The sequence below is a fragment of the Thalassospira indica genome, from assembly GCF_003403095.1.
Lineage (GTDB): Bacteria > Pseudomonadota > Alphaproteobacteria > Rhodospirillales > Thalassospiraceae > Thalassospira > Thalassospira indica.
This window is the reverse complement of sequence record NZ_CP031555.1, coordinates 1,103,099-1,127,400: the sequence shown is the minus strand read 5'-3', so window position 1 is coordinate 1,127,400 and position 24,302 is coordinate 1,103,099. Positions and strand designations below refer to the sequence as shown.

At 55.7% G+C, this 24,302-nt stretch carries 23 protein-coding genes; 9 read left to right on the top strand and 14 right to left on the bottom strand.

The window, feature by feature from the left end; all coding sequences use genetic code 11:
* Positions 1–10: 10 nt before the first annotated feature.
* Positions 11–2,146, bottom strand: a complete 2,136-nt coding sequence (gene uvrB, locus DY252_RS05380; RefSeq protein ID WP_064787352.1) for an excinuclease ABC subunit UvrB — start codon at positions 2,144–2,146, stop codon at positions 11–13.
* Positions 2,147–2,462: 316 nt separating this feature from the next.
* On the opposite strand from uvrB, the gene DY252_RS05375 reads away from it, so the two are divergent.
* Both DY252_RS05375 and DY252_RS05370 read left to right on the top strand, forming a co-directional pair.
* A complete protein-coding gene (locus DY252_RS05375; protein ID WP_064787353.1) occupies positions 2,463–3,665 on the top strand; it encodes an aspartate transaminase in 1,203 nt (400 codons plus the stop codon).
* Between the two features lie 154 nt (positions 3,666–3,819).
* Entirely contained in the window at positions 3,820–4,626 is an 807-nt protein-coding gene (locus DY252_RS05370; RefSeq protein WP_064787354.1) for an alpha/beta fold hydrolase, read from the top strand.
* 39 nt (positions 4,627–4,665) lie between these two features.
* Here the strand turns inward: DY252_RS05370 and DY252_RS05365 are convergent, their stop codons facing one another.
* Genes DY252_RS05365 through DY252_RS05355 form a run of 3 tightly spaced genes read right to left on the bottom strand, consistent with a single transcriptional unit; the run spans position 4,666 to position 7,803 of the window.
* Positions 4,666–5,748 (bottom strand): ABC transporter substrate-binding protein, encoded by a 1,083-nt coding sequence (locus DY252_RS05365; RefSeq protein WP_064787355.1) that lies wholly within the window; start codon positions 5,746–5,748, stop codon positions 4,666–4,668.
* Positions 5,745–7,088 (bottom strand): sensor histidine kinase, encoded by a 1,344-nt coding sequence (locus DY252_RS05360; RefSeq protein WP_165374897.1) that lies wholly within the window; start codon positions 7,086–7,088, stop codon positions 5,745–5,747. The genes DY252_RS05365 and DY252_RS05360 overlap by 4 nt, the downstream gene beginning before the upstream one ends.
* A gap of 43 nt (positions 7,089–7,131) precedes the next feature.
* Positions 7,132–7,803 carry a response regulator transcription factor gene (locus DY252_RS05355; protein ID WP_064787357.1) on the bottom strand — a complete coding sequence of 224 codons (672 nt, stop codon included), beginning with the start codon at positions 7,801–7,803 and terminating at the stop codon, positions 7,132–7,134.
* Positions 7,804–7,987: 184 nt separating this feature from the next.
* On the opposite strand from DY252_RS05355, the gene DY252_RS05350 reads away from it, so the two are divergent.
* The 3 genes from DY252_RS05350 to DY252_RS05340 all read left to right on the top strand — a co-directional run bounded on the left by DY252_RS05350 (position 7,988) and on the right by DY252_RS05340 (position 10,985).
* Positions 7,988–8,953, top strand: coding sequence for a Bug family tripartite tricarboxylate transporter substrate binding protein (locus DY252_RS05350; protein WP_064787358.1), 966 nt, complete (start codon positions 7,988–7,990; stop codon positions 8,951–8,953).
* Between the two features lie 78 nt (positions 8,954–9,031).
* Positions 9,032–9,472 carry a tripartite tricarboxylate transporter TctB family protein gene (locus tag DY252_RS05345; protein WP_064787359.1) on the top strand — a complete coding sequence of 147 codons (441 nt, stop codon included), beginning with the start codon at positions 9,032–9,034 and terminating at the stop codon, positions 9,470–9,472.
* Between the two features lie 10 nt (positions 9,473–9,482).
* The gene (locus tag DY252_RS05340) at positions 9,483–10,985 is read left to right on the top strand and encodes a tripartite tricarboxylate transporter permease (protein ID WP_064787360.1); all 1,503 of its coding nucleotides are present in this window, start codon (positions 9,483–9,485) and stop codon (positions 10,983–10,985) included.
* Between the two features lie 82 nt (positions 10,986–11,067).
* Here DY252_RS05340 and ahpD read toward each other — a convergent pair whose 3' ends face one another.
* Entirely contained in the window at positions 11,068–11,604 is a 537-nt protein-coding gene (gene ahpD, locus DY252_RS05335) for an alkylhydroperoxidase, AhpD family (RefSeq protein WP_064787361.1), read from the bottom strand.
* Between the two features lie 182 nt (positions 11,605–11,786).
* Positions 11,787–12,314, bottom strand: a complete 528-nt coding sequence (locus tag DY252_RS05330) for a peroxiredoxin (protein WP_064787362.1) — start codon at positions 12,312–12,314, stop codon at positions 11,787–11,789.
* Between the two features lie 165 nt (positions 12,315–12,479).
* Here DY252_RS05330 and DY252_RS05325 point away from each other — a divergent pair, with 165 nt between their 5' ends.
* Genes DY252_RS05325 through DY252_RS05310 form a run of 4 tightly spaced genes read left to right on the top strand, consistent with a single transcriptional unit; the run spans position 12,480 to position 16,016 of the window.
* Entirely contained in the window at positions 12,480–13,403 is a 924-nt protein-coding gene (locus DY252_RS05325; RefSeq protein ID WP_064787363.1) for a LysR substrate-binding domain-containing protein, read from the top strand.
* A gap of 54 nt (positions 13,404–13,457) precedes the next feature.
* Complete coding sequence (locus DY252_RS05320) at positions 13,458–14,423, top strand: rhomboid family intramembrane serine protease (protein ID WP_064787364.1); 966 nt, start codon at positions 13,458–13,460, stop codon at positions 14,421–14,423.
* A 36-nt stretch (positions 14,424–14,459) separates the two neighbouring features.
* Positions 14,460–15,500, top strand: a complete 1,041-nt coding sequence (locus DY252_RS05315; RefSeq protein WP_064787365.1) for a zinc-dependent alcohol dehydrogenase family protein — start codon at positions 14,460–14,462, stop codon at positions 15,498–15,500.
* A 3-nt stretch (positions 15,501–15,503) separates the two neighbouring features.
* Positions 15,504–16,016: a DUF2478 domain-containing protein gene (locus DY252_RS05310; protein WP_064787366.1), complete on the top strand. Its 513-nt coding sequence runs from the start codon at positions 15,504–15,506 to the stop codon at positions 16,014–16,016.
* 9 nt (positions 16,017–16,025) lie between these two features.
* Here the strand turns inward: DY252_RS05310 and DY252_RS05305 are convergent, their stop codons facing one another.
* The 8 genes from DY252_RS05305 to DY252_RS05270 all read right to left on the bottom strand — a co-directional run bounded on the left by DY252_RS05305 (position 16,026) and on the right by DY252_RS05270 (position 24,302).
* The gene (locus DY252_RS05305; protein ID WP_064788220.1) at positions 16,026–16,763 is read right to left on the bottom strand and encodes a glutamine amidotransferase-related protein; all 738 of its coding nucleotides are present in this window, start codon (positions 16,761–16,763) and stop codon (positions 16,026–16,028) included.
* 143 nt (positions 16,764–16,906) lie between these two features.
* Positions 16,907–18,010: a redox-regulated ATPase YchF gene (ychF, locus tag DY252_RS05300; RefSeq protein WP_063088725.1), complete on the bottom strand. Its 1,104-nt coding sequence runs from the start codon at positions 18,008–18,010 to the stop codon at positions 16,907–16,909.
* Positions 18,011–18,074: 64 nt separating this feature from the next.
* Positions 18,075–18,878, bottom strand: a complete 804-nt coding sequence (gene pth / locus DY252_RS05295) for an aminoacyl-tRNA hydrolase (RefSeq protein ID WP_064787367.1) — start codon at positions 18,876–18,878, stop codon at positions 18,075–18,077.
* A 15-nt stretch (positions 18,879–18,893) separates the two neighbouring features.
* The gene (locus DY252_RS05290; RefSeq protein WP_064787368.1) at positions 18,894–19,523 is read right to left on the bottom strand and encodes a 50S ribosomal protein L25/general stress protein Ctc; all 630 of its coding nucleotides are present in this window, start codon (positions 19,521–19,523) and stop codon (positions 18,894–18,896) included.
* 123 nt (positions 19,524–19,646) lie between these two features.
* Positions 19,647–20,579, bottom strand: a complete 933-nt coding sequence (locus tag DY252_RS05285) for a ribose-phosphate pyrophosphokinase (RefSeq protein WP_063088722.1) — start codon at positions 20,577–20,579, stop codon at positions 19,647–19,649.
* 315 nt (positions 20,580–20,894) lie between these two features.
* Positions 20,895–21,908 carry a hypothetical protein gene (locus DY252_RS05280; RefSeq protein ID WP_064787369.1) on the bottom strand — a complete coding sequence of 338 codons (1,014 nt, stop codon included), beginning with the start codon at positions 21,906–21,908 and terminating at the stop codon, positions 20,895–20,897.
* 392 nt (positions 21,909–22,300) lie between these two features.
* Positions 22,301–23,131 carry a peptidoglycan editing factor PgeF gene (gene pgeF, locus DY252_RS05275; protein WP_082923325.1) on the bottom strand — a complete coding sequence of 277 codons (831 nt, stop codon included), beginning with the start codon at positions 23,129–23,131 and terminating at the stop codon, positions 22,301–22,303.
* A 43-nt stretch (positions 23,132–23,174) separates the two neighbouring features.
* Positions 23,175–24,302 carry a class I SAM-dependent methyltransferase gene (locus tag DY252_RS05270; RefSeq protein WP_064787370.1) on the bottom strand — a complete coding sequence of 376 codons (1,128 nt, stop codon included), beginning with the start codon at positions 24,300–24,302 and terminating at the stop codon, positions 23,175–23,177.

Genomic DNA, 24,302 nt, shown 5'->3' with positions numbered 1-24,302 from the left:
TTTACAGTGCCTATGCCCCCTTGCGGCGGCGCCCCTTGTATTTCGGTTTGTTGGCTGATTTTGATCCCGGCCCGATAGTGCCGATGGTGCGCGCCATTGGTCCGGCCTCGGCAAGGCCAAGTTCCTGATCCTCAAGACGCTTGATTTCGTCACGCAAACGCGCAGCTTCCTCGAACTCAAGGTTCCCGGCCGCATCGCGCATGCGTTTTTCAAGGTCTTCGATATGGGCGCGCAGGTTATGACCGACCATGGTATCGCCCGATACCCCGGTATCAACCGTGACGTAATCCTGCTCTGCCACACTTTCGAGAACATCATTGATCCGCGACCGCACGGTTTCAGGCGTGATGCCGTGTTCCTTGTTATAGGCCATCTGCTTTTCACGCCGACGATTGGTCTCATCAATCGCGTATTGCAGGCTGTCGGTCATCTTGTCCGCATACAGCAACACGCGCCCGTCAACGTTACGCGCCGCACGGCCAATGGTCTGAACAAGCGATGTCTTGGACCGCAGGAAGCCTTCCTTATCGGCATCCAAAATCGCCACCAGCGCACATTCCGGGATATCAAGCCCCTCTCGCAGAAGGTTAATCCCGACCAGCACATCAAACACGCCGAGCCGCAGATCACGGATGATCTCGATGCGCTCCAGCGTATCAATATCCGAATGCAGGTATCGCACGCGAATGCCGTGTTCGTGCAGGTATTCGGTCAAATCCTCGGCCATGCGTTTGGTAAGCGTTGTGACCAGAACACGCTGCCCCTTGGCGGCACATTGCTTGGCCTCGCCCAGCAAATCATCCACCTGGGTTTCGACCGGACGCACGATACAGACCGGGTCAATCAGGCCTGTGGGGCGAATGACCTGTTCGGCAAATACACCCCCGGTGCGTTCCATTTCCCAATTGCCCGGTGTTGCGGAAACAAACACGCTTTGCGGGCGCATGGCTTCCCATTCCTCGAACTTCAACGGCCGGTTATCAACGCAACTGGGCAGGCGGAAGCCATGCTCGGCGAGCGTAAATTTGCGATTATAGTCCCCTCGGAACATGCCGCCGATTTGCGGTACGGCCACATGGCTTTCATCGACAAACAGCAATGCGTTTTCGGGCAAATATTCAAACAGGGTCGGCGGCGGCTCCCCCGGATTACGACCCGAAAGCCAGCGGGAATAGTTTTCAATCCCCTTGCAGTGACCGACCGTTTCCATCATTTCCAGATCAAAGGTCGTGCGCTGCTCGATCCGTTCGGCCGCAAGCAACTTGCCCTCGGCCTGGAACTGCGCCAGACGGTCTTTAAGCTCCTGCTTGATGCCGGCCATCGCCTGCACCAGCGTCGGGCGCGGGGTGACGTGGTGGGAATTTGCATAAACCGTGACCGAGTCCATGTTGGCAAACTTGTGCCCGGTCAGCGGATCAAATTCCGCCAGTTCCTCGACCTCGTCACCAAACATCGACACGCGCCATGCCCGGTCCTCGGCGTGGGCCGGGAAGATTTCCAAAACATCGCCGCGCACCCGGAAAGTCCCGCGCGAAAAGGCCGCGTCATTGCGGGTATATTGCAATTCCACCAGACGCTTCATGATGTCGTTGCGATCAACCTCGTCTCCGACCGAAATGCGCTGGGTCATCTCAAGATAGGTTTCCACCGCTCCGATACCGTAAATGCACGACACCGATGCCACGATGATACAGTCGTTGCGCTCAAGGATCGCACGCGTTGCGGCATGGCGCATCCGGTCGATCTGTTCGTTGATCGAGCTGTCTTTTTCGATATAGGTGTCTGATCGCGGGATATAGGCTTCGGGCTGGTAATAGTCGTAATAGGACACGAAATATTCGACCGCATTATCCGGGAAGAAATACTTCATCTCGGCATAAAGCTGGGCGGCCAGCGTTTTGTTGGGCGCCAGAACCAATGCTGGCCGCTGCGTCTTGGCGATGATGTTTGCCATCGTAAACGTCTTGCCCGACCCGGTCACGCCAAGCAGAACCTGATCGCGCTCGCCCTCACCGATACCGGCCATCAGCTCGGCAATCGCTTGCGGCTGATCACCGGCGGGCTCATATTCGGTCACCAGTTTGAATTCCCGTGATCCTTCAACAGGCGGGCGACGTTTGGTCAAAAATTCCGGCAGCGCATTCATCGGGCAGATCCCTTTTCATTCCAACCCTAGTTATAGGTCAGATACGCCCAACCGCAAGCCCCCGCCCTGACAGTTCCTGTCAGGAAGTGTCAGGAGACGTCAGGATGTAAATCCGGGAACAACGGCCGTTTTGGCACGTTTGCAAAACAGTTCTTTCCGCTCGGACTTCTGAAAGGCTGCAAAATTGGATAAAATCATCCCAAAGAACCCGCAGAAGGCCCTAAACAGCCTTGAATTGGAATTAAGGCAGGCGTAGGGTCCGAACCGAAAGAACACGATTCTTTTCACTTCTCATAAATTCCAGGGAAACAGACCAATGGCGTTCATTGCCGACCGTTTGAGCCGTATCAAACCCTCCCCCACCATTGCTGTCACCACCAAGGCTGCCGAACTTAAGGCTGCTGGCGTTGATGTGATCGGACTTGGCGCAGGTGAGCCGGATTTCGATACCCCCGACAATATCAAAGAAGCTGCCAAAGCGGCGATTGACGCTGGCAAGACCAAATACACTCCGGTCGCCGGCACGCCGGAGCTTCGCAAGGCCATTGTCGAAAAGTTCAAGCGTGAAAACGATCTGGAATACACCATCGACGAAATCACCGTCGGTTGCGGTGGCAAGCAGACCCTGTTCAACGCGTTCTTCGCGACCCTGAACCCGGGCGACGAAGTCGTCATTCCCGCACCATACTGGGTATCTTACCCGGACATGGCGCTGATGGCCGAAGGCACCCCGGTCATTGTTGAATGCCAGGAAGAAAACGACTTCAAAATCACCGCAAGTGAACTTGAAGCCGCAATCACGCCGAAAACCAAATGGGTTGTTCTGAACTCGCCGTCGAACCCGACCGGTGCGGCCTATTCGCGCGCCGAACTGCGCGCGCTTGCCGACGTGCTTCTGAAACATGAAAACGTCTACATCATGTCTGACGACATGTATGAGCACCTCGTCTATGACGGTTTCGAATTCACCACCATCGCCCAGGTCGAGCCGAAGCTGAAAGACCGCACGCTGACCTGTAATGGTGTGTCGAAATCCTATGCCATGACCGGCTGGCGCCTTGGTTATGCTGCAGGCCCGGTCGAGCTGATCAAGGCCATCAACAAGGTTCAGTCGCAGTCGAGCACGCACACTTCCTCGATCAGTCAGGCAGCTTCGGTCGAGGCGCTCAACGGTACGCAGGACTTCCTGGCAGAACGTGCTGAAGTGTTCAAAAAGCGTCGTGACCTTGTGGTTGCCGCACTCAACGAATGCGAAGGCCTGTCGTGCAAGACGCCTGAAGGCGCGTTTTATGTCTATCCGTCCTGCGCGGGCGCGATTGGCAAAACCACCCCGGATGGCAAGAAAATCGAAACCGACACCGACTTCGTCACCTACCTGCTTGAGGCAGAAGGCGTTGCGGCGGTTCAGGGTTCGGCATTCGGTCTGGCACCGTATTTCCGCATTTCCTATGCGACTTCGGACGATGCCCTGATCGAAGCCTGCAAGCGCATCAAACGTGCGTGCGCAGCCCTGAAATAAGGTCTGCTTTCCCGGTCTTCGGGATTAAATCGTATCAAACAGGGTCCGGCACTTGCCGGGCCCTGTTTTTTTGTTCATGATCACAATTAAATAATTACGCACCGAATTACCGATAAATCATCCGATCCACGCCCCAACAAAGATTGCCCCTCAAATGAAGATCGAAAATTTCTATGCCACCGTGAACGGTATCAGCTTGTCATGTCAGCAGATCATCCCCGAGGATGTCCAACCTGATGCGCCAACCATTCTGATGCTGCACGAGGCCCTTGGCACGATCCGCATGTGGCGCGACTTCCCGGCCAAACTGGCGACCACGACCCGTCATCCGGTGGTTGTCTATGAACGGCGCGGCCATGGCAAATCCGATCCGCACGCGGTTGGTGATATCCCGCGCGCGATTGATTTCCACAACACCGAAAGCGATGTCTATCTGCATGGCCTGATCACCGAACTGGGCCTCGCCAAACCGATCCTCTTTGGCCATAGCGACGGGGCGACCATCGCGCTTAAATACGCCGCACGCTTCCCGGATAATGTGACGGCGGTGATTTCCGAAGCCGCCCACGTTTTTGTCGAGGATGTCACGGTTACCGGCATCACAGAGGCGGCAAAAATCTATGCCCAGACCGACTGGAAAACCAAACTGCAACGCCACCACTTCGCCCAGACCGACGATGTCTTCCGCGCCTGGGTCGATACCTGGCGCCAGCCGGATTTCCGTGACTGGAACATGGTGGATGAGCTTGCCAATATCACCTGCCCGCTTCTGGTCATTCAGGGCGATGACGACCAGTTCGGCAGCGACGAACAGGTCTACACGATCTGCGCACATACTGGCGGCCCGGTGACCAAAATGCTGATCAAGGACTGCGGCCATATCCCGCATTTCGATCAACCCGATCAGGTGATCAAAGCCAGCCTCAAACATCTTGGCCTTGCCGAATGTGTCGATGGCTAAGGCATCAAACGCCTTACCGCATATTACGGCGTTTGGGATCTAATCGACCTGATATGACGGGCTTGCTGTCCCGCCGCTCCACAAGATTGAAGACTCCCAATCTTCAAGGAAGCTCTTCTTCTTGAGCTCGTCCTGAAAGCCCAGCAAGCCAATCCCCAACTTCACCCGGAATACCGGGATGTCTTCCAGATGCGGGGTAAGCACCGTTTCGACATTCTGATTGATCGGAATAAGTGCCGAATTGTTTGCCAGAACCTGCTGCCCTTCGCGCGACAGCAAAAAGTCGATGAACAGTTGCGCCTGATATTTGGCCTTGGACGTCTTGGGTACAAAGGCCGTGCGGCTCATTGTGATAGTGTAATCGCGCAGGAAATATACCCCGATATCCGGGTTTTCCCGTGCCGCGGCCATGGCATAGGACCCAATCACGTTATAGCCCAGCACCAGCTCCCCAGTCGCAACGCGGTCGAGAATTTCCGACGAACAACAAAACAACTTTGCGCCTGCGCGACCGAATGTTTCGGTCAGACGTGATGTCTGGTTGTTCTGAATGGCATCCTGAGTGGCAAAGAAATATCCGATCCCCGATTGGCGAATGTCATAGGTGCCAATCTTTCCACTGAACAATTCCGGATTGTCACGCACCATATTGGACAGATCCGTATGTGAAACCGGGCTCTCCAATCCTTCAAACGCCTGTTTGTTATAAACAAGTGCCGCCGGCTCAAAGGAAAACCCGTAAAGCTCGTTGCGCCACTGGGCCCAACTAGGTATCGCATCGACGTTTTCCGGCTCAAACCGATAGGCCAGCCCCTCATTGACCAGTTTGACCTGCAAATCCATTGCCGGGCTGATGATCACATCGGCTTCCATTTTCGGGTTATCAATATTGTACATGACAACCTGATAAAGTTCGCTGGTATTGAACTCGCGATAGACGACGTCAATGTCGGGATATTTCGTCTCAAACACCTTGATAAAGGGCTCGACCGCCGAGGTATCGGTCGCCGACCAGACATGCACCTGAACACGCGCAAGGGCCTGCGTGCCCCAAAGCATCGCCAAAACCAGAACCGCGACCTGCGCGCAAAAGCGCGAAAAGCGTCGGGAAAATACCGTCATTCCTGCCCCCCTTCGACCACGGGAAACACCATTTCGACACGCAACCCGCCCGTGGGCGACTGCCCCAATATCAGTTCCGCATGATGGCGTTCGGCAACTGCGTTGACGATGGCAAGTCCAAGACCGGTACCGGTACTCAGACTTGAAAACCGTTCCAGCACGGATGCGTGTTTCCCGACATCAATCCCCGGCCCGTTGTCATCAACGATCAGGTGACATTTTTCACCCGATTTGCGCACCAGGATATCGATCTTATGCGGAGCCGTTCCGTGTTTGATGGCGTTATCCACCAGATTGCGCAACGCCTCGCGAATGCCGATTTCGTCAAGCATCACAAACACCTGTTCATCCGGGGCAAGGTCACTTTCGATGGAAAATTCCGTATCATATTTAAGATAATCGCGAATGATGTCGCCAAAGGCAGTGCGCACCACATCAATCAGAACCTTTCGCGCCAGTGGTGTATTGTCTGCCCGATGAATGATCATCGCGTGCGATAACAGCTGGTTGGTCAGACGAATTGTTCTTTGCGCCTGTTCTTCGGCCTGCTTGATACGCGCCTGCTGCTGATCTGCGTCCGACTGGCGACTTGCACTTTCAAGCAACCCTTGTAACGCGCCAAGCGATGTACGGGTTTGATGCGCGACATCGGCAATAAAGGCCTGCGCGTTATCAAGACTTTTCTTGTGGCGCAGGATCAAACCATTGATCGAGCGGGTCAGACTGGCGACTTCGCGCGGCGGCGTGATCTCGATTGGTGAAAAGTCGGTCGGTTCGCGATGCCGCAACTGGCGTTCAATCCCGATCAGGGGCGAAAGCGCACGGTTAATCCCAAACCAGACAAATCCCAGTCCAATCGCCGTTACCAACAACAGTAACGCAATCGCATTGATCATCATTTCGCGCGCAAAGGCGTCTCTGGCAATTCGGGTTTGTCCGATCTGAACAACCACCCAATCGCCATAGCCCGCACCGGCAAGAAACCGCCCCTGAAGCAGGAAACGCACGTCTTCACCGCTGTAATGGGTATCAAAAAATACCGGCTGGTCGGATGGTTTATATTGATCGGGCAGAGGCAAATTCCCCGACCCGGTCAGGGTTTTGCCATTGGCAGTAAAAATACGATAGAAAACCCGATCACTTTCGGCCAGGCCGATCAATTCCAGCGCCGAATAGGGAATTTCGACACTGGGCCCGGTTGGCGTCACCAGTGTACGTTCCAGAATGGCAAACGCCGCACCACTCAAAAGCCTGTCATAGGAATGGTTCGCGGCATCGCGTGCGTAACTCCAGATCCCCACCGCGATACTGACAAGAATGATCGCAAATCCAACCGCCATGCTGGTCAATAGCCGCTGGCGCAAAGAATGATGTCTGGCCGTCTTATTCATCCGCAATATGGGCAATATACCCAAGCCCCCGAATGGTCTTGAGAATAATCGGCCCACCCGACAATTTCTTGCGCAATCGGGTGACCATCTGCTCGACCGCATTCATGCTCGGCGCTTCATCAAACGAATACACCTTGTCTGCCAGATCTTCCTTGGTCAGAACCCGTTGCAGATTGCCGATAAAGATTTCAAGCAGCTGTACTTCGCGGTTACGCAATTCAATATCGCGACCGTCAATCGTTGCGACTTTTGATGCCCGATCAAACACAAGGTTTCCGGCGCGAAATTCATTGGATGCCGCCCCGCTTCGACGGCGGATAAGGGCGCGGCAGCGTGCCGCAAGTTCACGCAGATCGACCGGCTTGACGATGTAATCATCTGCACCGCCATCAAGCCCGATCAAGCGGTCATCGATTTCCGACCGCGCTGTCAGGATCAGGACCGGGGTGGCATCCCCGCGGGCGCGCATTGACCGTAAAATTTCAAACCCGCTACGGCCCGGCAGATTGACATCCATCAGAACAAGATCGAACTGCTTGTGACGCAGCAAATCATTTGCAAGCTCGCCATCATGCTCGCAATCGATGGCATGACCATCCGCGTGCAAACGATCCATGATCGTTTCCGCCAATGTTTCATTATCTTCAATCAAAAGAATACGCATGGCCGGATATTAGGCGTGCTTTGGGTTTCTTACAATTTGTTACACTCGATGTCAGCTTCAAGTCAGGAAGGAGTCAGCCTCCCGTCAGCATACCGTCAAGGCAATGTCAGTCTCGTGGCGTATAGCAGATATGCGGATCGAACATTGATGCGCGTAAAGAATAATCCAATGGGAGGATACAACTATGAAAAAGCTGTTCGCAGCTTCCGTTGTCATGGCCGGTTGCCTTTTTGGCACCGCGCATGCCGCAGACATTGAAAAACCCGAATGCATTGCCCCGGCTAAACCGGGTGGCGGTTTTGACCTGACTTGCCGTGTTGCCCAGGCTGGCGTCGGTGACAAGTTGGGTGACCCGATGCAGGTGACCTTTATGCCGGGCGGCATTGGTGCGGTTGCCATCACCCTTTTCAACACCACCCGTACTGATGATCCCAATGCCATCGTTGCATTCTCGTCGGGTTCACTTCTGAATATTGCGACCGGCAAATACGGTGAGTGGACTGAAAACGACGTTCGTTTTCTTGCTACTGTTGGTGCTGATTTCGGTGCGGTCATTGTCCGTGCAGACAGCGAATACAAAACCCTTGATGATCTGATGAACAAGATCAAGGAAGACGAAGGCAGCCTGGCAATTGGCGCCGGTGGTTCCGTTGGTTCGCAAGACTGGATGAAAGCAGCCCTGCTTCTTAAATCTGTCGATCGTGATCCGCGCAAAATGATCTATGTCGCCTATGATGGCGGCGGCGATGCCCTGACCGGTCTTCTGGGCGGCAGCATCGATGTCTATACCGGTGATATCGGTGAAATGACCGCACATCTTGGCACCGGCGAGCTGCGTGTTCTCGCTGTCATGTCTCCGGAACGCCTCGACGAGCCGTTCGCAGACATTCCGACCACCAAGGAACTTGGCTACGACGCGGAATGGACCATCATGCGTGGTTTCTACATGGGTAAAAACGTCGATGACGAAGCCTATGACAAATGGGTAGCAGCTTTCAAAGAGGCCTATGGCACCGAAGAGTTCGCTAAAATCCAGAAAGACAAAGGCTTGCTGCCGCTCAACATTGCGGGCAAGGACCTTGATGACAACGTCAAGGAACGCATCAAGAAGCTTCGCGAAATCGCAAAAGAAGCTGGCCTGATCCAGTAATCACCAAACATGTCGGTCCCCCGTTTCCGAACGGGGGACCTTCAGTTTTTCTAGCGTTCCCTAGGCCGGAGATCTCCGATGGCTGATCGCCTCTTTGCCCTGTTCGCCCTGATCGCTGGCGGCATTTATACCTATGTCGCCTTTTTCGTGATCAAGGCCCCTTTCCAGTATGACCCGCTTGGACCTGAAACATGGCCGCAAGTGCTGGCTGTTGTCTTCCTACTGTGCAGCCTTTACGTCCTTGTGCGCCCGGATCACATCCAGTTTGCGCTGGGTCGCAGTGTTTGGTTTCGCTTGCTGATGCTGGTTGTGATGCTCGCAGGCTACGCAGAACTGTACCAACCACTCGGTTTTGTGATTTCGACCGCGCTGTTTTGCTGCCTGCTGTCGGTCATGCTGGGTGCAAACCGTCTGCATGCCGTCGCCTTTGGATGTGCAACCGGCATCTTCGGATATGGCATTTGTGACTATTTGCTGGGCCTGAACCTGCCAGAAGGTCTGCTGGCACCGCTTTTGTGAGTTTATCCCAATGAATGAAGTTCTAAGTGGCCTAAGCGGCGGCTTTGGCGTCGCATTGATGCCTTTGAACCTGTTGCTCGTCCTGATCGGCTGTTTTGCCGGAACGCTGATTGGTGCGCTGCCCGGTATTGGTCCGATCAACGGTGTCGCCATTCTGCTGCCCATCGCCTATAGCCTGGGCCTTCCACCTGAATCGGCCCTGATCCTGCTTGCAGGCATCTATTATGGCGCGGAATATGGCGGGCGCATTTCGTCGATTCTTTTGAATGTGCCCGGCGATGCGGGTGCTGTCATGACAACGCTTGATGGCAACCCGATGGCCAAACGTGGTGAAGCCGGACGTGCGCTGTCTATTTCGGCTATTGCGTCGTTTGTCGGTGGCACCGTTGCCGTGATCTTGATGTCGTTGTTTGGCCCGTTCCTCGCCAAATTCGCACTGACCTTTACGCCGGCCGACTATGTCGCGTTGATGGTCTTTGCCTTCGCAAGCCTGTCCTCGCTGGTTGGCAAGAACCAGGTCAAAACCCTGATGGGGGCGGCAATCGGTTTGATGCTGGCGACCGTCGGCATTGATGCCAATACCGGTGTCGCGCGCTATACCGGCGGCATTCCCGATATCCTTGCCGGCTTTGACTTCCTTGTTGTCGTGATCGGTTTCTTTGGCATGGCGGAGTTGATCCACCTTGTTGAACAACAGGTTTCCGGCAAATTGAAGCTGCTTCCGATCGGCAAAAGCTTTGTCAGCTGGAAAGACCTGATGCAGATCCGCTGGACCATGTTGCGTTCCTCGATCATCGGATTTGTCATCGGCGTTTTGCCCGGTGTTGGCGCATCTGTTGCGTCGGCTGTGACCTATGGCACCGAAATGCGTATGGCCGGTGAAGACCGCAAGAAATTCGGTACCGGTGATCCGCGGGGTCTGGCCGCACCTGAATCTGGCAACAATGCCGCGGCCGGTGGCGCGATGGTCCCGATGCTGACGCTTGGTATTCCGGGGTCGGGCACGACGGCTATTCTGCTCGGTGCGTTGATGTTGTTTAACGTCACCCCCGGCCCGCTGATGTTTGAACAGCGCCCTGAAATCGCCTGGGGCCTGATTGCATCAATGTATATCGGCAACCTGGCGCTTTTGGTGATCAACCTGCCGCTGGTTGGTCTGTTTGCCAGAATGCTGACCATTCCGCAGAAATATCTCAGCCCGCTGATTGCGGTTCTGGCCTTCATCGGCGTCTATTCTGTGGTTGGTAACCCGTTTGATCTGTTCCTGATCATCGCATTCGGGATTTTCGGCTGGGTCTTGCGCAAACTGGAATTCTCGCTGGCTCCGATCATTCTGGGCTTCGTGCTGGGTCACCTGTTTGAAGACAACCTGCGCCGTGCACTTTCGATCTCGCGCGGGGACTGGTCGATCCTGGTCTCAAGCTGGGAAAGCATTGGTCTGTATGTGATGGCTGTGTTGATTGTCGCACTGCCTGTCATCGTCGGCCTGCGCAACAGACGCAAAGCCAAATAAACTGTCCTTGCCGGACACAAACTGAAAGAGGGCGTCGTAATGACACCCTCTTTTTTTTGTCTTCATGGCAAATGTTTGGCGGTTAGTCAGCCAACGCATCCTCGGCATCAATCACGACAGCAACCGCATGGATAACCGATGCGATGCGGATGGCGTTCTGGATAGTTTCCTTTTTAACGCCAGCGTTCTTCAGCACCTTGTCATGGCTGTCGATGCACATGCCGCATCCATTGATCGCCGAAACCGCGATCGAAAACAATTCGAAGTCGGCCTTATCAATGCCCGGCTTGCCGATGATGTTCATGCGCAGGCGGGCTGGCATGGTGCTGTATTCTTCATCCGATACCAGGTGGTTGAACCGGTAATAGATGTTGTTCATGCCCATGATGGCCGCCGCACCCTTGGCCGCTTCAATCGCTTCTGGCGTCAGTTTTTCTTTTGCTTCTGCGGCAACGGCCTTGGTCAGTTTGGCATTGCGCGATGCAAAGGCACACGCAAGGGCGGTGCCATAAACCTGCTGGTCGGTCATGCCCGGATTGTTGGCCATGCTCGAAAGGTTCAGCTTAAGGTCCTTGGCATAGGCCGGCATGGAGTCCTTGATTTCAACGATCGACGTCATGGAAAAAATCCTCTGAAGCTGTCTGAAACGATAAACGCGTAATTCAATAACGAATGGGGGGATTATCAGCCGTGGCAGTGCCGCACTTGGTCGGGCGCACGATGCGCAAGTCGGCGAAAGTCACAGGCTGAAAGGCGGGACCGGGCCAGGGCCCGATCCCATAGACTAGGTCCGGACTGGACTTACAGGGTTTCGTCGCCCTGGTTCCAGTTGCACGGGCAAAGTTCGTCGGTCTGCAGGGCGTCGAGAATACGAAGCGCTTCCTGCGGGTTACGACCAACGTTCAGGTCGTTGACCTGTACGTGACGGATGATGTTGTCCGGGTCGATGATGAAGGTTGCGCGGAGTGCAACACCGGCGTCTTTCGCCAGAACACCAAGGGCGGTCGAGAATTCTTTTTTCTCGTCAGCCAGCCATACGAACGGGCTGTCGCCCAGGTCTTCGTGGTGGGTACGCCATGCAGCGTGCACGAAGTCGGTGTCGGTCGAGCAACCCAGAAGAACCGCGTCACGGTCTTCGAAGTCACCATTCAGTTCGCCGTAACCAACGATCTCGGTCGGGCAAACAAAGGTGAAGTCTTTCGGCCAGAAGAACAGGATCTTCCATTTGCCTTCATAGGACTTGTCGGTAACCGGTGCGAAGCTGTCCGGGGTTTTGCCCGAAACGCCGGTAAGATTGAATTCTGGAAGCGTATCACCAACGGTAAGCATTATGGTTACTCCTAACCCAGTTTGTAAAAACAACAAGCGGCCCCCGACAGGCCGCAAAAACTTTTGTGTGCAGTTGCAAAAAATGCACTGCTTGCTAGCGATTTGTAGAGAAATGCATTACCTAAGACAAATAGATAAAACTTGGATTCTTGATAGGAAAAATTTATGGCTGCCCAACCAAGCATCAAGCAGCTCAAATACCTTGTTGCGCTGTCCGAAACCGGACATTTTGGCCGCGCTGCAGAGACTTGCTTCATTACGCAGCCAAGTTTGTCGGCTGCGATCAGCGAGCTTGAGAACCTTCTGGGTGCCCAACTGGTCGAACGCAACAAGCGTCAGGTCCTGATGACTCCACTCGGTGAAGAGGTCGTCTCGCGGGCGCGAAATATCCTTCAGGAAGTTGATGAATTAACCACCATGGCGCAGGCCGCCTCCGACCCGCTTTCGGGCCCGATCCATATCGGTGTCATCCCCACCATCGGCCCCTATCTGTTGCCCGATGTGATGGCCGCACTCAAGGCGGGCTTCCCGAAATTGCAGCCGCTTCTGCGCGAAGACCAAACCGCCAAGCTGGTGGAACTTCTGATGGCTGGCAAACTCGATCTTGCGCTGATTGCGCTTCCGATTGATGAAAACTGGCTTGAAGAGTTTGAGTTGTTCGAGGATCGCTTTGTCTTTGCCTGTGCGCCAAACAATCCGCTGACCCATAAAAAGCATCTCGAAATCAGCGACATCAAGGATGAAAAGCTCCTGCTGCTTGAAGACGGGCATTGCCTGCGCGATCAGGCGCTTGAAGTCTGTCAGAAGGCGGGCTGGAACAAGTCGGCTGATTTCCAGGCCAACAGTCTGTCCACCCTGGTTCAGATGGTCGGGGCTGGCATCGGCGCCACACTGTTGCCGGAAATGTCGCTTGAAGTCGAAGCCCGTCGGCCGGATCTGCTTAAAATCGTTCCGTTCGAAAATCCGGTGCCGATCCGGCGCATCGGCATGGTCTGGCGCCGCAGTTCGGCCCGCAAGCTGGAATATCGCCAGCTGGCGGCCTACCTGCGTGATCGCCTTGCCCCGCGCGATCAGGCCGTCGTCGCCTGATCGGCAGCCCGTTGCCCGCCGTACCACTTAGGACACAGACAACAGATATAGCCAATGCTGCCGATCAAGGACAACAACCCGACCACCATCACGCCATGGGTCACCTATGCGATCATTGCGATCAATGTCGTGGTGTTTCTGGGGACCGTCACCCTTGATCCGCGCGCAGCCACGCTTGTGAACCTGCAATATGGTGCCATCCCGGCCGTGCTGTTTGGTCATGCCGAACTGCCACCGGGCTTTTCACCCTTCCCGGCCGGTTTCGGGTTCCTGTCGATCTTTTCGGCCATGTTCATGCATGGCGGCTGGATGCATCTGGGCGGTAATATGCTGTATCTCTGGATCTTCGGGAACAATGTCGAAGACTCGATGGGCCATTTCCGCTTTCTGATCTTTTATCTTGCCTGTGGCATTGCTGCAGCGCTTGGCCATGGCCTGCTTGATACCCAATCGGAAATCCCCATGATCGGCGCATCCGGTGCGCTGGCAGGCGTCTTGGGGGCGTATTTCCTGCTCTATCCCAAGGCCCGCGTGCTGGTGTGGTTCTTCTGGGTATTTATCTTCTATGTCCCGGCCGTGGTCGTGCTGGGCTTCTGGTTTATCACTCAGGTGATTAATTTCGGCAGTGGTGCGGGCGGCGGCATCGCATGGGTTGCCCATATTGCGGGTTTCCTTGCCGGGGTCGCCCTGATACCGCTGTTCAAGCATCGCAATGTGCCGCTGTGGCATGATGGTTCTCCCGCACCGGCCTTTGGCATCTATCGCCCGGGTCGTAAAACGCGTGGCAGCACATCGAACATCCCGCCCTGGGCGGCGGCCTATGAGGCAGAGCGTGCCGCCAAACGTGCCAATATGCGCCGTGATCAGCGTGGGCCTTGGGGAAAAGAGGGCGAGGAGCGCGATGCATCCCCATGGGGCCGCTATCAACCGAAATCGTCACCAAAACCAAAATCCAAACCATCGGTCGGCGTCCCGAAAGTTGTCCGCTTGCATCCGGACCGCAACAAGGACGATACTTAGGCCAAAGAAAAAATATCGTCCTAGGAGGATACCGTCATGCGCGCAGCCTACTTCACCGACTATCAGGGCCCGATCGAGGTTCAGAATGTCGCCGATCCGACCCCGCAAAATGGCGGTGTGGTCATCAAGGTCGAGGCCACCGGCCTGTGTCGCAGTGACTGGCATGGCTGGATGGGCCATGATTCCGATGTGCAAGTCCCCCATGTGCCGGGCCACGAATTTGCCGGTACCATCGTTGCGGTCGGCAAGGACATCAAACGCTGGCAGGAAGGTGATCGTGTCACCGTCCCGTTCGTGTCGGGCTGCGGTCATTGCCCGGAATGCCATAGTGGCAATCATCAGGTCTGCGATCATCAATTCCAGCCGGGCTTTACCGGCTGGGGCAGCTTTGCCGAATATGTCGCGATTGATTACGCCGATACCAACCTTGTCCGCCTGCCCGATGAAATGGATTTCGCAACCGCGGCCAGCCTCGGCTGTCGCTTTGCCACCAGCTTCCGCGGCGTGATTGATCAGGGCAAGGTATCCGCCGGTCAAATCGTCGCCGTCCATGGTGCGGGTGGTGTTGGTCTGTCGGCGATCATGATTGCCGCGGCCGCCGGTGCCTATGTCATCGCGGTCGATATTGATGATACCAAGCTCGACTTCGCCAAGGAAATCGGTGCCAATGCAGCACTCAATGCACGCGCAATTGACGACATTCCGGCCGCGATCAAGGACATCACCCGGGGTGGTGCGCATGTGTCGGTTGATGCACTTGGAAGTGCCGTGACCTGCTTTAACTCGGTCGCATCCCTACGCAAACGCGGCAAACATATTCAGATCGGGCTGATGACCGGTGATCATGCCCATGCCAAGGTCCCGATGGATCGCGTTGTTGCCCATGAACTTGAAATTCTTGGCAGCCACGGTATGCAGGCATTTCGCTATGACGCGATGCTCGACATGATCCTGTCTGGCAAGCTTGCCCCGCAAAAGCTGATTGCAGATCGCGTCACCCTTGCCGAAGGCGCAACCGCACTTATGAATATGGACAGCTTCTCCTCGACCGGTGTCACCGTGATTGATCGGTTCTGATCCATGCTGGCCGGTATTGCCTTTCAGCCCAAAGACCCGATTGATGATCTTCTGGCCCGGATTGCCGACACCATGTTGGCAAACGGCAAGTCGGTTGCAGGTTACGTTCAAAAGCGCCGCAAGGATGCCGATTGTGGCACACTGGTGCATGTCCGCAATCTGCGCAGTGGCGATGAAATGCCGATCACGAAAAACCGCGGCAAAATGGCCAAGGGCTGCAAGCTTGATGGCGATGCGCTGTCAACCTTGGCCGCGCAGCTTGCCCGCGATGTCGAAGCCGGTTCTGACATCCTCATCATTGCCCGCTTTGGCCGAAGCGAGGCCGAGGGCCGCGGACTTCGTGATGTGATTTCACGCGCGCTGGATCTGGAAATTCCGGTTCTGGTCGGGGTACGCGATGAATATCGCGCTGCGTGGGATGCCTTCCATGGCGGTTATGCCGATGCGCTCGCCCTTAGCACCCAAGCCATCGAAAACTGGCTGTCGCAAACGCGCGCAGATACGCTGGCCGTCTGAGGATAGCCGTTAACGGCTCTGCCCGACATCACATGACATGCGGTTCTTGACCAGAACCTTCTCGGCAAAGCGCTCAAACCACGCCCCGAAGGCCGCATCATATTTCGCCCGCCCTGCCCGCTGGGTATCGGGGCATTGGGCGTTCGGACGGTCGGTCTTGTCGGCCGCATTCGAAAGCCAGCGTTCATGGGCTTCGTCATCCACCTCGGGGTGGAACTGAATGCCCCAGATGCGCTCGTCAATGTGATAGGCCTGATGGGGGAATGTCGGGCCGGTCGCAACCAGTTCCGCCCCGTCGGGAATGCCAAACCCTTCACTGTGCCAGTGATAAACCATCAGTTCATCAGGAAACAGGTGCTCGCCGGCTTCTGTCGCCTGCACCGGGTAATAGCCGATTTCGGTCATGCCTTCGGGATGGGGCACAACATCCGCGCCAAGATGGCGCGCCATCATCTGCGCGCCAAGGCAAATGCCCAGATACATCGCATCACTGGCCACCACATGCGGCAGCCAGTTCATGATTGCACGCACATTATCCAGATGATCGTCATTGGCACTCATCGGGCCGCCAAACACGACAACCAGATGATATTTGCCAAGATCAGTCGGAAGCTGATCGCCTTCACCGGGACGGCGAATATCGAACTCAAACCCGTAGCGGCGCATCACCGTTCCCAACCGCCCCGGTTGTCCGGTGGCAGAGTTGAAAACAAGTAGAATGCGGTTTTTCGGGCTCAGATCGTTCATGCGGTCCTCATTGCTGCAATAGCGAAGGTAGACCGCACCACGCCGTTTTGACAAGCCCCGCGTCACCAAAACAGCCCGACCAAAACAAAAGGCCACCGCGCAATTTACGGTGGCCTTTGGAATAATTCCGAAAAAGCGGGTGCTTAGACGTTGAATTTGAAGTGGAAGATATCGCCGTCCTTGACGATATAGGTCTTGCCTTCCTGACGCAGCTTGCCGGCATCGCGCGCCCCCGCCTCACCGTTAAATTCGATGAAATCGTCATAGGCGATGGTTTCGGCCTTAATAAAGCCGCGCTCGAAATCGGTGTGAATGACACCGGCTGCATTCGGGGCGGTCGCGCCCTTGAACACCGTCCATGCGCGCGCCTCTTTCGGACCGACCGTAAAGAAGGTCAGAAGATTAAGCAGCTTGTAGCCTTCGCGGATGATGCGCGCGAGGCCGGTTTCCGAAAGACCAAGGCCTTCAAGGAACTCTTTCTTGTCTTCAGCACTGTCAAGCAGGGCAACTTCGGCCTCAATCGCAGCAGAAATCACCACCGAACGTGCACCCTGTGCCTCGGCCATGGCGGCAACCTTGGCCGAAAGTTCGTTGCCTTCCGCCGCACTGTCTTCATCGACGTTGCAAACATAAAGGATCGGCTTGCTGGTCAGAAGCTGCAGCATACGAAACGCCTTGGCTTCGTCTTCGCCGTCAATTTCTACCACGCGGGCCGGCTTGCCTTCACGCAGCACTTCAAGCGCGCGCTCGATCAGATCCATCGCCAGCTTGGCGTCCTTGTCGTTCGAACGCGCCTTTTTCTGAAGACCCGGAATACGTTTTTCCAGGCTTTCCATGTCGGCCAGCATCAGCTCGGTTTCGATGGTTTCCGCATCACGGACCGGATCGACCGAGTTGTCGACATGGGTGATGTCGTCATCTTCGAAACAGCGCAGCACGTGAACGATGGCATCGGTTTCACGAATGTTCGCAAGGAACTGGTTGCCAAGGCCCTCGCCCTTCGATGCACCACGGACCAGACCAGCAATATCGACAAATTCCAACTGGGTCGGAATGATGTTGGCCGAATTTGCGATCGCCGCAATCTTGTCAAGGCGCTCGTCCGGGACGCTGACACGACCGGTATTGGGCTCAATCGTGCAGAACGGGAAGTTTGCTGCCTCGGCTGCTGCCGTCTGGGTCAGGGCGTTAAAAAGGGTCGATTTACCAACGTTGGGCAGACCGACAATACCGCATTTGAATCCCATCTTTCCGGGCTCCGTCACTTGAATTTCTGTTTATCAGGATCGGTTTGCACATGCGCAAACCAGACTATTTCTTTTTGCCAAATGCCTTGGCAAGCGCTTCGGCCATGGCCGAGGCTGCATTACTTACCGGGGTATCGGCGCGTTCAAGCCGCACCTTTGCCGCCCCTGAAAGATCATTGATGCCTTCACCTGCCTGCGGCTCGGTTGATGCATCTTTGTCTTTCTCGCCCTTTTCGCCCTTATCGCCCCCGGGCTTGTCGGCGGCCGGTTTGTCTTTTTTCGGCGCCTTTGTCTTGGGCGGTGAAACAATGGCGGAAACCTTGCTCATAAAGCCGCCATCATCGCCCTTGGTCAGGCGCCCGAATTCCGCTGCCACCGCATCCAGAAGCGTCATCAGCCAGCCATCCTGTTCGGCCTTGGAGAAATCCCCAAGAACATGACCATGCACGCGGGATTTTTCCCCCGGATGACCAATGCCCAAACGAACGCGGCGATATTCCTTGCCACAATGGGCGTCAATTGATCGCAAACCGTTATGGCCACCATGGCCGCCGCCGCGTTTGACGCGCAGCTTGCCCGGTGGCAGGTCCAGCTCATCATGCAGGACAATAACGTCTTCGACCGGAATCTTGTAAAAGCGCAGCACTTCGCCAACGCTTTGCCCCGAAAGGTTCATGAAGGTTTCCGGTTTCAAAACCAGAACCTTTTGGCCGTTCAATTCACCTTCGGAAATCTGGCCCTGGAATTTCTTACGCCAGGGACCAAAAGAATAGCGGCGGACGAGTTCGTCCGCCGCCATGAAGCCAATGTTGTGACGATTGGCGGCATATCCCGATCCCGGGTTTCCCAATCCAACCACCAGAAACATCGTAAGACCTCGATCTTATTCTTCGGTCGCTGCTTCTTCTTCGCCTTCTTCGTCAGAAGATTCGTTCTCTTCCGAACGCAGAGCAGACGGCGCAGCAACGGTTGCGACCGTGAAGTCACGATCGGTAATCGTAAGCTCGACACCTTTCGGCAGTTTGATCGCCGAAATGTGGATCGAGTCACCAACTTCAACACCGGTCAGGTCAAAGACCAGTTCTTCCGGAATTGCAGACGGTGCGCAAAGAACTTCGACGTCGTGACGAACGATGTTCAGAACACCGCCTTTTTTGAGGCCCGGGGATTTCTCTTCGTTTACGAAGCGAACCGGAACTTCAACGTTGATCGTCTGGCCTTTGGAGAAGCGCAGGAAGTCAACGTGCAGAATTTCGTCAGATACTTTGTCGAACTGAACGTCGCGCGGCAGAACTTCGTATTTCTCTTTGCCAACCTGAACGGTCAGAACGTGGGAATAGAAGCCCGGCGCATGCAGAAGTTTCCAAAGCGGACGCGGGTCAACCTGGAACAGAACAGCTTCCTGTTTTGCACCATAGATAACACCAGGGACCATACCGGCACGACGCACGGCACGGGCGGCCCCCTTTCCGGCCCGTTCACGGATTTCCGCAGTGATAACAGAATTTGCCATCGGAAAATCTCCTTGAACTAAAAGTAGTTTGTCCCCGCAGGTTGGTGAGAATCACCGCTGAAAGCCTGCGAAAACAAGTGCGGTGGCCTCCAGGGGTGCCACCGCAGCGAGGGCCTTATACCCTCAATCGAAAAGAACGGAAACAGATTTTTCTTCCGAAATGCGGCGGATGGCTTCTGCCATCAGCGGTGCAATCGGAAGCTGTCTGATTTTTCCACAATCACGCACCGCATCGGATGCCTTGATCGAGTCACTGGTCACAACTTCGGTCATCGGGGAGTTGGCAATACGCTCAACCGCCGGACCCGACAGAACACCATGCGAAACATAGGCCGCAACCGACGATGCACCACGTTCTTTAAGCGCACCGGCCGCATTGCAAAGCGTACCCGCAGAATCAACGATGTCATCGACCAGGATGCATGCCGCGTCCTTGACGTCACCAATAACGTTCATGACTTCGGAAACACCGGCCTGCGGACGACGTTTGTCGATGATGGCCAGTTCCGCATCCAGACGTTTTGCAACCGAACGCGCACGGGCCACACCACCAACGTCCGGGCTGACGATGACCAGTTTCTGGCCGTCAAACTTGTTGCGGATGTCGCTGGTCAGAACCGGCGATGCAAACAGGTTATCAAGCGGAATATCAAAGAAGCCCTGAATCTGACCGGCATGGAGATCCATGGTCAGAACGCGGTCTGCACCGGCAACCGTGATCAGGTTGGCAACCAGTTTCGCCGAAATCGGGGTACGGGGGCCCGATTTACGGTCCTGACGGGCATAGCCGAAATACGGCATCACAGCCGTGATACGACGTGCCGAACCGCGGCGCAGCGCATCAAGCATCACCAGCAGTTCCATCAGGTTGTCGTTTGCGGGATAAGAGGTGCTCTGAATGACAAAAACGTCCTCACCGCGGACGTTTTCTTGTATTTCGCACCAGATTTCCTCATCAGAGAAACGCTTAACATCTGCACGGGTAAGCGGCAGATTAAGATGGTCAGCAATTGCCTCAGCCAACGGGCGGTTACTGTTACCAGCGAGGATCTTCATATCGGGGCCTCGGTTAATGGGTGCCGGGAAAGCGAATAACTAAATCTTTTGCGACTCCGACCCGAACAGATAGCCGTCCCTAGCCTTTTGTTGCCCTTGCCGCCCAACAGCCCGGAAACTGGGAATTTCCCGACCAATCAACGACGCCTTCACGACACTCAAAGACCAAATCCTGACACTTCTGCATGCCGGCAGATCGCGGCGGCTTTATAACCAGCCGTTAACAGTCTGTAAATGGGCCCAATGCCGAATAACGACAAGGCAGTCATGCATGTCCGCCCCATCGGCCTCTGGCATCACCGATCACAACGGCAATCAGCGCGCCAAAGCTGTCCTGTTATCGGGACGCAGTTGAAGTTTCTTGCTGGTTGCGATCTGTCCCAGAACACCTTCAAGGGTTTCAACCGCCGCCTGGGCGGCAAGGGACGCCACCGCCCCCCATCTTTCATCAAGCTGGCCGCGCGGCACGACATTGTTCTGGTTCATCTGGCCCAGTTCCGTGCCATCGACTTCCATGATGATCCATTCAATCGATACACGATCAAGCGGGGTGGTGGTTTCTTCCGTAACCGGGCTGACATCAATGGTGGCAGACAGGATGACACTGTTTTCATCCATCTCGCGGTTATCGACCGTGATCCCGCGCGCCTTCAACAATGCCCCGGCCGACCGTGCAAGGGCTGTATTGCCATCGCCCGGCGCACCGGCAAAATCAATCAGGGCGACCTTCATAAGCGGCGCTGCCCGCAACGAAGACCGATCGCCGGTAATCATGAAGGCAATCTGATCGGCGGGTTGCGCGACCAGCCCTTCATAGGTTTTCGCCACCGGGTCCTCGGCCTTGCCTTCAAGTTCGCGGACTTTATCAACCAGCTCCTTCGGGATGGCGAGGTTGCTTTCCTCGGGCCCGGTGGGTTGATCGGCAAACCACTGATCGGCGGCCAGTTCGCCGGTCGACCGGGTGGTATCAATCGCAAGCCCGTCCGGGCGCATCAGAACCCAGGTGATATCAAGATCGGCACCGGTATCACTGAGGCTGGCCTGAACATTCGGGCGCAGGATGTAATCCCCGCCCGTATCAGATTCGCTATAGGCCGGAATATCACGCAGACGAAGGGCACGCGCCATCGCACGCGCCAGATGGGCCGATGCGCCTTCGGGCAGGTCTTCGGTATTTTCCACGCGCACGGTGCCGGTATCACGCAGTTCAAGCAATGCCGGATCCCCGGCCCGACCTGCCCCCTCGAACGGGCGCGGCAAATCGCCACAGGCCGCAAGCAATCCAGCCAGACCAATAACCAAAACAACAGAACGCAGGAAAGACTTCATAGGGGCACTTCTAAAACGGGATTTACGCCATCACATGATGACGCAACCAACCATGGTCGCGATGATCATAAAGAAAAAAAGCATTATCAGATGTGGCATGGCATATCCCCTGGGGTCTGCATAAGCACCCTAGGGTCCAAACTAATTCAAATGACCGTTCCGGTCTCCCGGATTTGTGCGGATATGCGAAGCAAAATCGCAGGAAGATATGCATCTTTCAAGGTTTTGCGACAAAGTAGCCCGTACAAATCCGGGTGATCCTAAGGACAACGGATATGAGAGAAAGCCTCTGCGTCAAATTCCTTGATTGGGGGTCACCCCAATCTGCGGGCTTTTCCTTGCTTTTTCTCTCATATCCGTTGCCGGATCGATCATTTGAATGAGTTTGGACCCTACGCCTCTGTCAACATGATCGCCGAAAGCTGCCGACCGTAATCGGGCTCCTTGCGAAGCGTCGTGCGGCGATAACTGTAAAAAAGATCTTCTTCGGCCAGTGTATCGCGCGCCACAAGCTCGACCGAGGCAACCCCGGTGGCAATCGTGCGGCGGCGGACATATTCCGGCAGATCAAACATGAAATGCCCGTCGCACGACGACGGATCAAACAGGTCTTCCTGGCCTTCCGGTCCGGCAAGGATGGTATCGCGGAAAGTACCATCAACTTCATAGGATTTGCGCGCAATGCAGGGCCCAACAGCCGCATGAATGTTTTCGCGTTTGGCCCCCAGTTTTTCCATTGCATCGACCGTGCTGGCCGATACACCGCCATGCGATCCGCGCCAGCCGGAATGACAGGCCCCGATCACACCGGCCACCGGATCATGAAACAGAACCGGCGTGCAATCAGCCGTCAGAATACCCAGCATGATGTTCGGGCGATCTGTGACCATGGCATCGGCCTTGGGCGCTTCGTCACGCGACAGCGGCTTGTCCAGAACGGCCACATCAATGCCATGCACCTGATACACCGTGGTCAGTCGATCAGGGCTGGTATCAAACGCGGATGCCGCACGGGCGCGATTTTCAGCCACGCGGTCTTTGTCATCATCTGATCCGAAACCGACATTAAGCCCGCCATGGATACCATCACTGACCCCGCCTTTGCGGCTTAAGAACCCGTGGCGCAGGCCGTCCTTGTCCGACAGGTTCCCGGCTTCAAACCAGGTCAGCCCGTTGGTGCTGCGTTCGATCCCGTTGGTAACCTGGCTGATCGGATGTGTCATGCTGGCCTGCTCCGTTCCCAAAACCGTTCCGGTCGCAATCAATTTAGCCCGCCACGCCACTGACGCAAGGCGGCGGGGTGGTATCGCGACCATACGCGATCAGAACTTTAAAAAGCGTTCCCATCTGATCGGCATCGATCAACCGCGACAACGCCTGATCAATCGCGGTTTTCTGGGTATCATCGGCACTGGTTTTCAAATGCTCGGCCCGCTGTTCGATGCCAAGCATCCGTAAAAACGTCCCTTGGGTCAGGACTGCACCGGTGCGCGCACCCGCCTCGTTCATTGCCCGCCCGATGGCGGCAAAATCAACATGCGCCGTCAAATCGGCATCGCCCGGATCGCTCAGAACCGGGTGATATTCATGGCCCTTGAGCGCCTGGAACGTATCGCCAAACGCACTGCCCGGGTGACCATAATCAATAAACAGGGCCCCGCCACCCGTTTCATTCAGGCGCCGTGCAATTTGATCGGCAATGGCAATTGCCGGGGCACAGCTTTCAAAGATATCACCCTTCTTCGCAGCCCCGCGCATGGTGACCGGAATCAGCGCATCCGTGATCGGCGTTTCAGCACCTCGGACAAAACCAAGTTCGCCGGTTTTGGCATCAAGCCCGACCAAACGTTCGGCCCAGCCTTTCTCGCCGCGCTCGAATTGCCGGATTGGCAGCGCGTCAAAGAACTCATTGCCGATCACAATCGCCGGGACGTTGGCGCGGGTCGGAATGTCATCAAACGTTTCATGCCAAGTGGCGGGAATGCCGTACGCCATGATCGATGTTTGTTGATGGGTGCGCAAAACCGGGCTGGTTTCAACAAAACGAACGGTCAATGCATCGCCAATGCCCGGCACATTGCGCACCGCACGCAGCGCGTCTGACATCAATGTTCCCCGTCCCGGCCCCAATTCGATCAGATCGATTTTCGGCGGGCTGCCCATCTGTTGCCAGGTGACCGCCGCCCAAAGGCCGATCAACTCGCCAAACATCTGGCTGACTTCTGGTGCGGTGATGAAGTCACCGGCACGCCCGAACGGGTCCTGCTTGCGGTAATAGCCGTGCTCAGGATGGGCCAGTGCCTCGGTCATGAAATCGGCAATGGTGATCGGTCCCGATACATTGATCCGGCGTTTGATATGGGCCAAAAGCGGGCTGTCGGTCGCAGAACTCAT

Excerpts from the sequence above, each read along its gene's own strand:
- uvrB (WP_064787352.1), bottom strand. The coding sequence starts at position 2,146 with ATGAATGCGCTGCCGGAATTTTTGACCAAACGTCGCCCGCCTGTTGAA.
- DY252_RS05375 (WP_064787353.1), top strand. The coding sequence starts at position 2,463 with ATGGCGTTCATTGCCGACCGTTTGAGCCGTATCAAACCCTCCCCCACC.
- DY252_RS05370 (WP_064787354.1), top strand. The coding sequence starts at position 3,820 with ATGAAGATCGAAAATTTCTATGCCACCGTGAACGGTATCAGCTTGTCA.
- DY252_RS05365 (WP_064787355.1), bottom strand. The coding sequence starts at position 5,748 with ATGACGGTATTTTCCCGACGCTTTTCGCGCTTTTGCGCGCAGGTCGCG.
- DY252_RS05360 (WP_165374897.1), bottom strand. The coding sequence starts at position 7,088 with ATGGCGGTTGGATTTGCGATCATTCTTGTCAGTATCGCGGTGGGGATC.
- DY252_RS05355 (WP_064787357.1), bottom strand. The coding sequence starts at position 7,803 with ATGCGTATTCTTTTGATTGAAGATAATGAAACATTGGCGGAAACGATC.
- DY252_RS05350 (WP_064787358.1), top strand. The coding sequence starts at position 7,988 with ATGAAAAAGCTGTTCGCAGCTTCCGTTGTCATGGCCGGTTGCCTTTTT.
- DY252_RS05345 (WP_064787359.1), top strand. The coding sequence starts at position 9,032 with ATGGCTGATCGCCTCTTTGCCCTGTTCGCCCTGATCGCTGGCGGCATT.
- DY252_RS05340 (WP_064787360.1), top strand. The coding sequence starts at position 9,483 with ATGAATGAAGTTCTAAGTGGCCTAAGCGGCGGCTTTGGCGTCGCATTG.
- ahpD (WP_064787361.1), bottom strand. The coding sequence starts at position 11,604 with ATGACGTCGATCGTTGAAATCAAGGACTCCATGCCGGCCTATGCCAAG.
- DY252_RS05330 (WP_064787362.1), bottom strand. The coding sequence starts at position 12,314 with ATGCTTACCGTTGGTGATACGCTTCCAGAATTCAATCTTACCGGCGTT.
- DY252_RS05325 (WP_064787363.1), top strand. The coding sequence starts at position 12,480 with ATGGCTGCCCAACCAAGCATCAAGCAGCTCAAATACCTTGTTGCGCTG.
- DY252_RS05320 (WP_064787364.1), top strand. The coding sequence starts at position 13,458 with ATGCTGCCGATCAAGGACAACAACCCGACCACCATCACGCCATGGGTC.
- DY252_RS05315 (WP_064787365.1), top strand. The coding sequence starts at position 14,460 with ATGCGCGCAGCCTACTTCACCGACTATCAGGGCCCGATCGAGGTTCAG.
- DY252_RS05310 (WP_064787366.1), top strand. The coding sequence starts at position 15,504 with ATGCTGGCCGGTATTGCCTTTCAGCCCAAAGACCCGATTGATGATCTT.
- DY252_RS05305 (WP_064788220.1), bottom strand. The coding sequence starts at position 16,763 with ATGAACGATCTGAGCCCGAAAAACCGCATTCTACTTGTTTTCAACTCT.
- ychF (WP_063088725.1), bottom strand. The coding sequence starts at position 18,010 with ATGGGATTCAAATGCGGTATTGTCGGTCTGCCCAACGTTGGTAAATCG.
- pth (WP_064787367.1), bottom strand. The coding sequence starts at position 18,878 with ATGTTTCTGGTGGTTGGATTGGGAAACCCGGGATCGGGATATGCCGCC.
- DY252_RS05290 (WP_064787368.1), bottom strand. The coding sequence starts at position 19,523 with ATGGCAAATTCTGTTATCACTGCGGAAATCCGTGAACGGGCCGGAAAG.
- DY252_RS05285 (WP_063088722.1), bottom strand. The coding sequence starts at position 20,579 with ATGAAGATCCTCGCTGGTAACAGTAACCGCCCGTTGGCTGAGGCAATT.
- DY252_RS05280 (WP_064787369.1), bottom strand. The coding sequence starts at position 21,908 with ATGAAGTCTTTCCTGCGTTCTGTTGTTTTGGTTATTGGTCTGGCTGGA.
- pgeF (WP_082923325.1), bottom strand. The coding sequence starts at position 23,131 with ATGACACATCCGATCAGCCAGGTTACCAACGGGATCGAACGCAGCACC.
- DY252_RS05270 (WP_064787370.1), bottom strand. The coding sequence starts at position 24,302 with ATGAGTTCTGCGACCGACAGCCCGCTTTTGGCCCATATCAAACGCCGG.